Annotated in this window: 10 protein-coding genes and 1 pseudogene; 6 read left to right on the top strand and 5 right to left on the bottom strand. The window is 67.9% G+C overall.

All coding sequences use genetic code 11. The features are described from left to right. Nucleotides 1–971: hypothetical protein (locus ACWELQ_RS31110; protein WP_452400594.1), on the bottom strand; the 971-nt coding region annotated here is incomplete at its 3' end. Nucleotides 972–1236: 265 nt separating this feature from the next. Continuing rightward, the gene (locus tag ACWELQ_RS31105; protein ID WP_452400593.1) at nt 1237–1785 is read right to left on the bottom strand and encodes a GtrA family protein; all 549 of its coding nucleotides are present in this window, start codon (nt 1783–1785) and stop codon (nt 1237–1239) included. Between the two features lie 202 nt (nt 1786–1987). Between ACWELQ_RS31105 and ACWELQ_RS31100 the strand changes: the two genes are divergently transcribed. The 6 genes from ACWELQ_RS31100 (at nt 1988) to ACWELQ_RS31075 (ending at nt 6048) form a co-directional block, all read left to right on the top strand. After that, on the top strand, nt 1988–2734 hold the full coding sequence (locus tag ACWELQ_RS31100) for a DivIVA domain-containing protein (RefSeq protein ID WP_452400592.1): 747 nt from the start codon (nt 1988–1990) through the stop codon (nt 2732–2734). A 102-nt stretch (nt 2735–2836) separates the two neighbouring features. Continuing rightward, nucleotides 2837–3517 carry a YceD family protein gene (locus ACWELQ_RS31095; protein WP_452400591.1) on the top strand — a complete coding sequence of 227 codons (681 nt, stop codon included), beginning with the start codon at nt 2837–2839 and terminating at the stop codon, nt 3515–3517. A 2-nt stretch (nt 3518–3519) separates the two neighbouring features. Continuing rightward, on the top strand, nt 3520–3702 hold the full coding sequence (gene rpmF, locus ACWELQ_RS31090) for a 50S ribosomal protein L32 (protein WP_120737450.1): 183 nt from the start codon (nt 3520–3522) through the stop codon (nt 3700–3702). Between the two features lie 20 nt (nt 3703–3722). Next, a complete protein-coding gene (gene rnc / locus ACWELQ_RS31085; protein ID WP_452400590.1) occupies nt 3723–4490 on the top strand; it encodes a ribonuclease III in 768 nt (255 codons plus the stop codon). Then, the gene (mutM, locus tag ACWELQ_RS31080) at nt 4491–5348 is read left to right on the top strand and encodes a bifunctional DNA-formamidopyrimidine glycosylase/DNA-(apurinic or apyrimidinic site) lyase (protein WP_452400589.1); all 858 of its coding nucleotides are present in this window, start codon (nt 4491–4493) and stop codon (nt 5346–5348) included. Nucleotides 5349–5466: 118 nt separating this feature from the next. Then, a complete protein-coding gene (locus tag ACWELQ_RS31075) occupies nt 5467–6048 on the top strand; it encodes a dihydrofolate reductase family protein (protein ID WP_452400588.1) in 582 nt (193 codons plus the stop codon). Here the strand turns inward: ACWELQ_RS31075 and ACWELQ_RS31070 are convergent. The 3 genes and pseudogenes from ACWELQ_RS31070 to ACWELQ_RS31060 all read right to left on the bottom strand — a co-directional run. Continuing rightward, nucleotides 6045–6494, bottom strand: a complete 450-nt coding sequence (locus tag ACWELQ_RS31070; RefSeq protein WP_452400587.1) for a DUF350 domain-containing protein — start codon at nt 6492–6494, stop codon at nt 6045–6047. The genes ACWELQ_RS31075 and ACWELQ_RS31070 overlap by 4 nt on opposite strands. Nucleotides 6495–6531: 37 nt before the next feature. After that, entirely contained in the window at nt 6532–7695 is a 1164-nt protein-coding gene (locus ACWELQ_RS31065) for a glutathionylspermidine synthase family protein (RefSeq protein WP_452400586.1), read from the bottom strand. Continuing rightward, nucleotides 7695–7918 (bottom strand): annotated as a pseudogene (locus ACWELQ_RS31060) (hypothetical protein); the annotation flags it as partial. The gene ACWELQ_RS31065 and the pseudogene ACWELQ_RS31060, both read right to left, overlap by 1 nt.

The raw sequence follows: 7918 nt of genomic DNA, 5'->3' as shown, positions 1-7918 counted from the left end.
GGGTTGCCGCGCACCAGTTCGTCCCAGGTCCAGCGGATCACCTCGAAACCCAGGGTGCGCAAGTAGGTTTCGCGGGTGCGCTCGCGGGCGACGGTGGCGGCGAGGTCCTGGCCCGGCCGCAGCAGACGGCCGTACGCGGTCGGGCCGTCGAACTCGCACACCACGCCGGCGCTCTCGTAATAGAGGTCGACCCGCGCCACGAACCGCCCGTCGGGGGTGAAGACATTGCCCTGCGAACCCGGCCGCGGCAGCGCGTGCCGGTGGATCATGAGGCGGCTCAACGATTCCCCGATGCTCTGACTGCGCCCGTCCAGCACCCCGATCACCTGCTTGGCCTTGCTGATCCCGTACCGCCCCTTCGCCCGGGCGAGCTCCTCGTCCAGCTCCGCCGCGGTCAGCCCGAACGCGCCCGCGAGCGCGTCCCCCGCCACCACGGCCGCCTCCGACGGCAGCGTCAACGCCAGATCCACCACGGTCCGCGCCGGGGTGGTGACCAACATCCCGTCCACATCCACCGCCGAATCCACCGGCGACCCATGCACTTTCGTCAACGCCCGCACCCTTCCCCCACCCCGCCGATTCCGCGTCACGCACACCCGCTCCAACGGCGCCCGCCACAACCCGGTCCCGTACAACACCGCCGCCGACTGATGACTCACCACCGTCCCCGCCGCCATCTCCGGCACCACCTCCCGAATCAACCGCCGATGCCGCTCCCGCCGATCCAGCCCGCCCGCCCCCGCTTGCCCATGCTGCTCCCGCGCTCCCGGCCGCCCCGGCCGCGCGCCACGCCCCTCGAGTAGCGCCTGCCGCGATCCCTTTGCCTCACAACGTCTACCGGCTCGCGCGACCGGATTCGCGCCCGCCGCCTCGCCGGAACTTGTCGTCGAGCCCGCTGCCGGATTCACGGACACTGCCATGCTCGGGGTCGCTCCCTCATCCGAGGCGGTGGACGCCGTCTCGATGGTCATTCGCCCTCCCGGTGAGGGCGGCGGGGGTGGCGGGGGCGGACGCAGGATCCGCATGCTCGGGTCGGTGGGTGGTGGGGGCGTGGGGTGGTGGTATCTCGGCGTCCGCCAAGGCATCCGCGCCAACGGTCCATGTCGGGACCCCTTTCGTCGATCGGATGCTTTGTTGGACGCGGCCGTTCGCGGGAGGGTTCCGACTTTGTGCGGACACGCCGAAACCTCGCACGGCGTGGCGGAATTCGGGCCGGGGTGCGAGGTTCGGGGTGGGTCAGAAGACCCAGAGGCGCAGGGTGAGGAAGCGGAGGGTGCCGACGGCGGCGGTGATGGCCAGGACGGCGAGGGCTTCGGAGATGTCGCCCATGCCGGGGGCGGTGACTTCGAGGATGGCCAGGCCGCCGGAGGTGATGGCGAGGCCGGCCAGGGCTAGAGCGCCGCCTTCCAATTGCGCTGTGTACCAGCGCACACGGTCGGCCGCCTGGAAGGTGAGTCGCCGGTGCATCTCGTTGGCGAGCGCGGTGCTGACGATGGAACCGGCCAGGTTGGCCATCTGCGGGCCGCCGCCGTAGAGCGCCAGGAACAGCAGGATGTAGCCGACATTGCTGAGGCCGCCGACCAGGGCGAAACGAATCAACTGCGCGAAGACCGCCTCACCGCGCAGCCACACGCCCAGCCGGGCCAGCCCGCGGGTCCCGGAGGCGTGCAAGGCCACCGCGTTCTGGGCGAGGGCCTCGGTGCCATGGGTATAGGTGTTCACCAGACCGGTGCCGGGCAACGTCGCCCGCTCCGGAATCTCGTGGACAGCCATGGTCTTCCCCATCCGAATGCCGCTAAGTCTTGCCGTTCAACGGTAACTCAAGTGGAGTTGTTCCCTCCACTTGTTTTTGGTGTCTGTGAAACAGGCCATGTTTTGGAAAACCCGCGACACGCCGTGTCGGACCTTGTTGACAGCGCGGAGATTGGCAGACTGGCTTGCAGCGGAGAGTCTCGCCGTGAGTCCTGGCAGGAGAGTGGGGTAGCACATGTACCGGGTATTCGAAGCGCTCGACGAACTGGTGGCCATCATCGAAGAGGCCCGCGGAATCCCGCCGACCCGCAACTGCATCGTGCCGCGCGGCGAGGTCCTGGAACTGCTCGACGACGTCCGCGACGCGCTGCCCGGGGAACTCGACGACGCCCAGGACGTGCTCGACCACCGCGACAAGATCGTCACCGACGCCCGCAACGGCGCCGAGACCACCGTCAAGACCGCCAACGAGCAAGCGCACCATACGGTTACCTCCGCCCGCGACGAGGCCGACCGCATCCTCTCCGACGCCAAGGCGCACGCCGACCGCATGGTCGCCGAGGCCCGCGCGCACGCCGAACACCTCGTCACCTCCGCGGAGGAGGAGGCCGAGCGCACGGTCGCGGACGGCAAGAACGAATACGAAGTGCTCACCGGCCGCGCCCGTGCCGAGGCCGACCGCCTCGCCGCCGCGGGCCAGGCTTCCTACGACCGCTCGGTCGCCGACGGCAAGGCCGAACAGGAACGCCTCGTCTCCCAGACCGAGGTGGTCCGCGCCGCCCACACCGAATCCGCCCGCCTCATCGACGCCGCCCAGGCCGACTCCGACCGCCTGCGCCAGGAATGCGACGACTACGTCGACGGCAAGCTCGCCGACTTCGAGGAAACCCTCTCCAATACCCTGCGCATCGTCGGCCGCGGCCGCCACCAGGTGCGTTCCGGCGGTCCCATCCCCGACTACGCCTCCGAATTCCGCCGCTGAGCAACCACTTCCGTGCCCCGTTTGCCCCATTTGGGGGGCGAGCGGGGCTTTCGGTATTGTGGGGTGGTTGCCCATTCCCATCTACCGTGAGGTGATTTTTTCGTGCCTGCCGATTCCGGTAAGCCTTCGCGTCATCGTCAGCAGGCGGTCGACGCGGGTTTCGTGCTGGACGTCCGCAGTCTCGGACGCGCCCCCGGGTCGATGAAGGAGCGGCAGCGCAGCTTCACCACCGATGAGCGGATCGGGCTCGACCTGGTCGCCATCCCCAAGGGGGCGCAGATCGATATGGATCTGACCCTGCAATCGGTCTCCGAGGGCGTGCTCGTCATGGGCACCGTCACCGCACCCATCGAGGGCGAATGCTCGCGGTGCCTGGAACCCTTCACCGACGAGATCGACATCCAGCTCACCGAGCTGTTCGCCTACCCGGACAGCACCACCGAGCAGACCACCGAGGAAGACGAGATCCACCGTCTGGTGGACGACATGATCGATCTCGAACCGGTCGTCGTCGACGCCGTCGGCCTGGAGCTCCCGCTCTCGCCGCTGTGCTCGCCGGACTGCGCCGGTTTGTGCCCGGAATGCGGCGTCAAGATGGCGATTGCGGGTTCCGGACACGGTCATGAGATACTTGACCCTCGCTGGGCGAGACTCGCGAGTTTCACTGCTGAGTCGACCGATGCGGACGCCGCTTCCATTGAGGCAGATGCCGTGTCGGACCCATCAACCGATTCCACCCTTGCGGGACACAACGGTGCCGCAAGCAAGACAGAGGAGAGCTAGTCGTGGCCGTTCCGAAGCGCCGGATGTCCCGTGCCAACACCCACGCGCGTCGCAGCCAGTGGAAGGCCACCGCGCCGACCCTGATCACCTGCCCGAACCGCGCCTGCGGCCAGAAGACCCTGCCGCACATCGCGTGCCCCTCCTGCGGCACCTACAAGGGCCGTCAGGTCACCTCCGCGATCTGATTTCGCATCAAGCAGCGACCGTGACCGCCAGCAAGGACGCGGCGGATTTGTCCGCCGTAGGTGATGCCGCAGACCATGCCAGCCTGCTCGAGGCTCTCGGCGTGGACGTACAACCGGAGCTTCTGCGCCTAGCGCTGACGCACCGGTCGTACGCCTACGAGAACGGTGGCCTGCCGACCAACGAGCGCCTGGAATTCCTGGGCGATTCGGTGCTCGGCCTGAGCATCACCGAGCGCCTCTATCTGGAGCACCCGGACAAATCCGAGGGCGAGCTGGCCAAGCTGCGCGCGAGCGTGGTCAACATGCACGCGCTCGCAGAGGTGGCCCGTGTACTCGGTGAGGGCGGCCTCGGCCGCCATCTCCTGCTCGGCAAGGGCGAGGAGCTCACCGGCGGCCGCGACAAGCCGAGCATTCTCGCCGACGGCATGGAATCGCTGCTGGGCGCCGTGCATCTCGAGCACGGCATCGATGTGGCACGCAGTGTGGTGCTGCGGCTGTTCGCCGATCTGCTCGAGCGCGGTCCCCGGATGGGGGCCGGGCTCGACTGGAAGACCAGCCTGCAGGAGCTGACCGCCGAGCGCGGTATCGGCGTGCCCAGCTACGAGATCACCTCCACCGGACCCGACCACGACAAGGAGTTCACCGCCACCGCGGTGATCGGCGGGAAGGGTTACGGCCAGGGGGTGGGCCGCTCCAAGAAGGAAGCGGAGCAGAAGGCCGCGGGCGCGGCCTACAAGGCGTTGAACGCCGAGAACGCGCCCGAGGGTTCAGACGGCTCGAAGAGCTAGATGCCCGAACTCCCCGAGGTCGAAGTCGTCCGGCGCGGGCTCACCGAGCATGTGGTGGGCCGCGTCCTGGACCGGGTGACCGTCAAGCATCCGCGCTCGGTGCGCCGCCACGAACTCGGCGGGGACGATCTCGCCGCCCGGCTGGCCGGACTGCGCGTGGACGGCGCGCAGCGGCGGGGCAAATTCCTGTGGCTCACCTTCGATGAGCCCGATACCTCCCTCGTCGTGCATCTGGGCATGTCCGGGCAGATGCTGGTGCAGCCCGCGACCGCGCCGCTGGAGAAGCACGCGCACATCATCGCCGCCCTCGACGACGGCAATGAGCTGCGATTCGTGGATCAGCGCACGTTCGGCGGCTGGATGCTCTCGGATCTGGTCGAGGTGGACGGCACCTGGGTGCCGGAGTCCGCGGCGCATATCGCGCGCGATCCGCTGGATCCCCGTTTCGACGCCGACGCCGTCGTGAAGACGTTGCGCGGCAAGCATTCCGAGATCAAACGGCTGCTGCTGGATCAGACCGTGGTGTCCGGGGTCGGCAACATCTATGCCGATGAAGCGTTGTGGCGGGCCAAGATTCACGGTGAGCGCGAGGCGGCCAAGCTGAGCAAGCCAGCATTGCACACGCTGCTGACCGAGACCCAGCACGTCATGGGTGAGGCGTTGCAGGCCGGGGGCACCTCCTTCGACGCCCTGTACGTGAACGTCAACGGGCAGTCCGGGTACTTCGAGCGCTCGCTCAATGCCTACGGACGCGAGGACGAGCCGTGCCGTCGCTGCGGCGCGATCATGCGGCGGGAGAAGTTCATGAACCGTTCGTCTTTCTCCTGCCCGCGCTGCCAGACCCGCCCGCGCGGCTGAGACCAGCGGGTTTAATTACCCCTCCGGCGTAGGTGATGTGATCGAGCCTCCCAATCGGGAGTGATTTGGCGCTACCTTTTTCACTAGCGGCATGCGTTGTGCCGCCTGGAGGAAACAGATGCGCAAACTGACCTACTTCGTCTCGGCCACCATCGACGGATTCATCGCCACCGATGCGGGCTCGGTCGACTTCTTCCCCGTCGGGGGCGACCACGGGCCCGCGATCATCGCGCAGTATCCCGAGACGCTGCCGACCAAGGTGCGTCAGGTGCTCGGCGTCGACAAACCCTGCCAGAACTTCGACACCGTCATCATGGGCCGCAAGACCCACGACTTCGGTGTCCGCACCGGCACTTCCAGCCCGTATGCGCACCTGCGGCAGTTCGTGGTGTCCACCACGCTGCCGGAGAACCCGGCCGCGGATGTGGAATTGATCGCCGAGAACCCGGTGGAGCGGGTGCGGGAACTCAAGCGCGAGAAGGGCCTCGGCATCTGGCTGTGCGGCGGCGGCGAGCTCGCCCAGACCCTGCTGCCCGAGATCGACCAGGTGTTCTTGAAGCTCTACCCGATCGTGCTCGGGCACGGCCGCCCGCTCTTCGGCGCGTGCGGGCAACTGCCGGAGCCCTCGCGCTTCCGGGTGATCACCAGCCGCGTCTTCGAGGACGGCGTCGCCTTCATCAAATACGGGCGGGTGCGCTAGAGGATCGCGAAGGCGATCACCGCGCCGATGGAGATGTGCGCGGCGGAGACCACCACGGACTCGATGCTGAATTCCGGGTTCTTCAGCACCGCGCCGATGTCGATGCCGAGCACGTACTCCAGGGCGCGCGCCGAAGCCACCTGTGCCGCGATGCCGACCAGGCCGTAGACGGTGGTGGCGATCAGGCCCTCGGTGAGCTTGCCCGCCTGCGCGTAGATGGCGAACACCACGATGAACGCGACGCTGAGCATGGCGGCGGAGCTGATGATCACCGAGTTGGGCAGGCCGCGGGCGACCATCGAGCGCAGCGGGCCGGGGGTGGTCCAGTCCACGGCCTGGAAGCCGAGCAGCAGCAGCACCAGGCCCAGCACCGCGTAGCACACGATCGCGCCGACGCCGTGGCCGAGCGAGTTCCAGTAGCCTGCTTCGAGCGCGAGAACCCTCATCGGTGCTCCTCCGGGTGGATCGGTCTGGTCATGGCGGTCACTGCGGGATGCGGTGCGGGACGAAGGTCGACGAGTCGTCGGTGATCAGGCCGACGGTCTCGCGGATGCCCAGTCCCGCCGAGGTGTCGCCCACGATCCAAGCACCCAGCACCGGCCGCATGCCGTCGAATTCGGGGAGCGGGTCCAGCAATTGGTAGACGTAGCCCTCTTCGCCGTAGACGCCGCCGGTCGCGGTCTCCATGCCCGCGCCGACGATGGTCATGTTCGCGCCCTCGCGGCCGAGCTTGGGTTTGCGGATGTACTCGGTGAGCTCGTGCGGGTCGTCGAGATAGGCGGGCAGCAGATTGGGGTGGCCCGGGTACATCTCCCACAGCACGGCCAGGATGGCCTTGTTGGACAGCAGAGTCTTCCACAGCGGTTCCAGCCACATGGTTTCCGGCAGCGAGGTGACCACGCGCTTGCCGAAATCGTCGTCGAGGGCCCACTCCCACGGGTAGAGCTTGAAGATGGCCTCGATGGGGGCCTCGGCCAGATCCACGAAACGGTTCAGCTCCGAGTCCCATCCGACATCCTCGATGGGGAGGGCGACGGTGTCGAAGCCGGCCTCGGCGGCGGTCTCCTGCATGTAGGCGGTGGTGACGTTGTCCTCGCCGGAGGAGTCCGCGCCCGACCAGCTGAAGTGCAGCTGACTGCCCGGCAGGGTCTCGCGCATCTCGCCCCAGCGCTCGACCAGCTTCTCGTGCAGCGAGTTCCACTGATCGTCGTCGGGGTGGGTGTCGGTGAGCCAGTGCCACTGCACGATCGCGGCCTCCAGCAGGGAGGTCGGGGTGTCGGCGTTGTACTCCAGCAGTTTCGCCGGGCCGCGGCCGTCGTAGCGCATGTCGAAGCGGCCGTAGATGTGCGGGTCGGAGCGGTGCCAGGACTTGGTGATGTGCTCCCAGCTCCATTGCGGCAGACCGAAATCGGCGAAACGTTCGGTCAGCACCACCTGTTCGACGGCGTGCAGGCACATGGTGTGCAGCACCTCCACCTGCGCCTCCATGGCGAGGATCTCGTCCATGTCGAAGACGTAGTGCACCGACTCGTCCCAGTACGGGCGCGGCTGGCCGTTGGCGTATTGCCCCGGCGAGCCGTAGACCAGGCCCTGCCCCTCGATGATCCGCTGCCAGCCCGGTCGCGGGTTGCCGCGTTCGCGTCGCACTAAGAACCGCCCTTGCCGTGAACCTTCGCGCCGAGTCCGCCGCGTTGAATGGTGCTGCCGCTCTTGGTCTTCACCGTCGCGCCCGACGGGGCGCTGATGCTGCCGCCCGACGGTGCGTGCCCGATGCTGCCGGTGCCGCCGTAGTAGTAGCGGTAGGAGTGCCCCGCCAGGAAGAAGAAGCCCGGGTGGATGCCGCTGTCGCCGCGATCGGAGGCGTCCGAGC

The sequence above is a fragment of the Nocardia sp. NPDC004722 genome, from assembly GCF_053601505.1.
This window is presented reverse-complemented; position numbering and strand designations above follow the sequence as displayed.

Coding starts and splice junctions, on each gene's coding strand:
- ACWELQ_RS31105 (WP_452400593.1), bottom strand. CDS start 1,785: ATGGGGAAGACCATGGCTGTCCACGAGATTCCGGAGCGGGCGACGTTG.
- ACWELQ_RS31070 (WP_452400587.1), bottom strand. CDS start 6,494: ATGAGGGTTCTCGCGCTCGAAGCAGGCTACTGGAACTCGCTCGGCCAC.
- mutM (WP_452400589.1), top strand. CDS start 4,491: ATGCCCGAACTCCCCGAGGTCGAAGTCGTCCGGCGCGGGCTCACCGAG.
- ACWELQ_RS31100 (WP_452400592.1), top strand. CDS start 1,988: ATGTACCGGGTATTCGAAGCGCTCGACGAACTGGTGGCCATCATCGAA.
- ACWELQ_RS31075 (WP_452400588.1), top strand. CDS start 5,467: ATGCGCAAACTGACCTACTTCGTCTCGGCCACCATCGACGGATTCATC.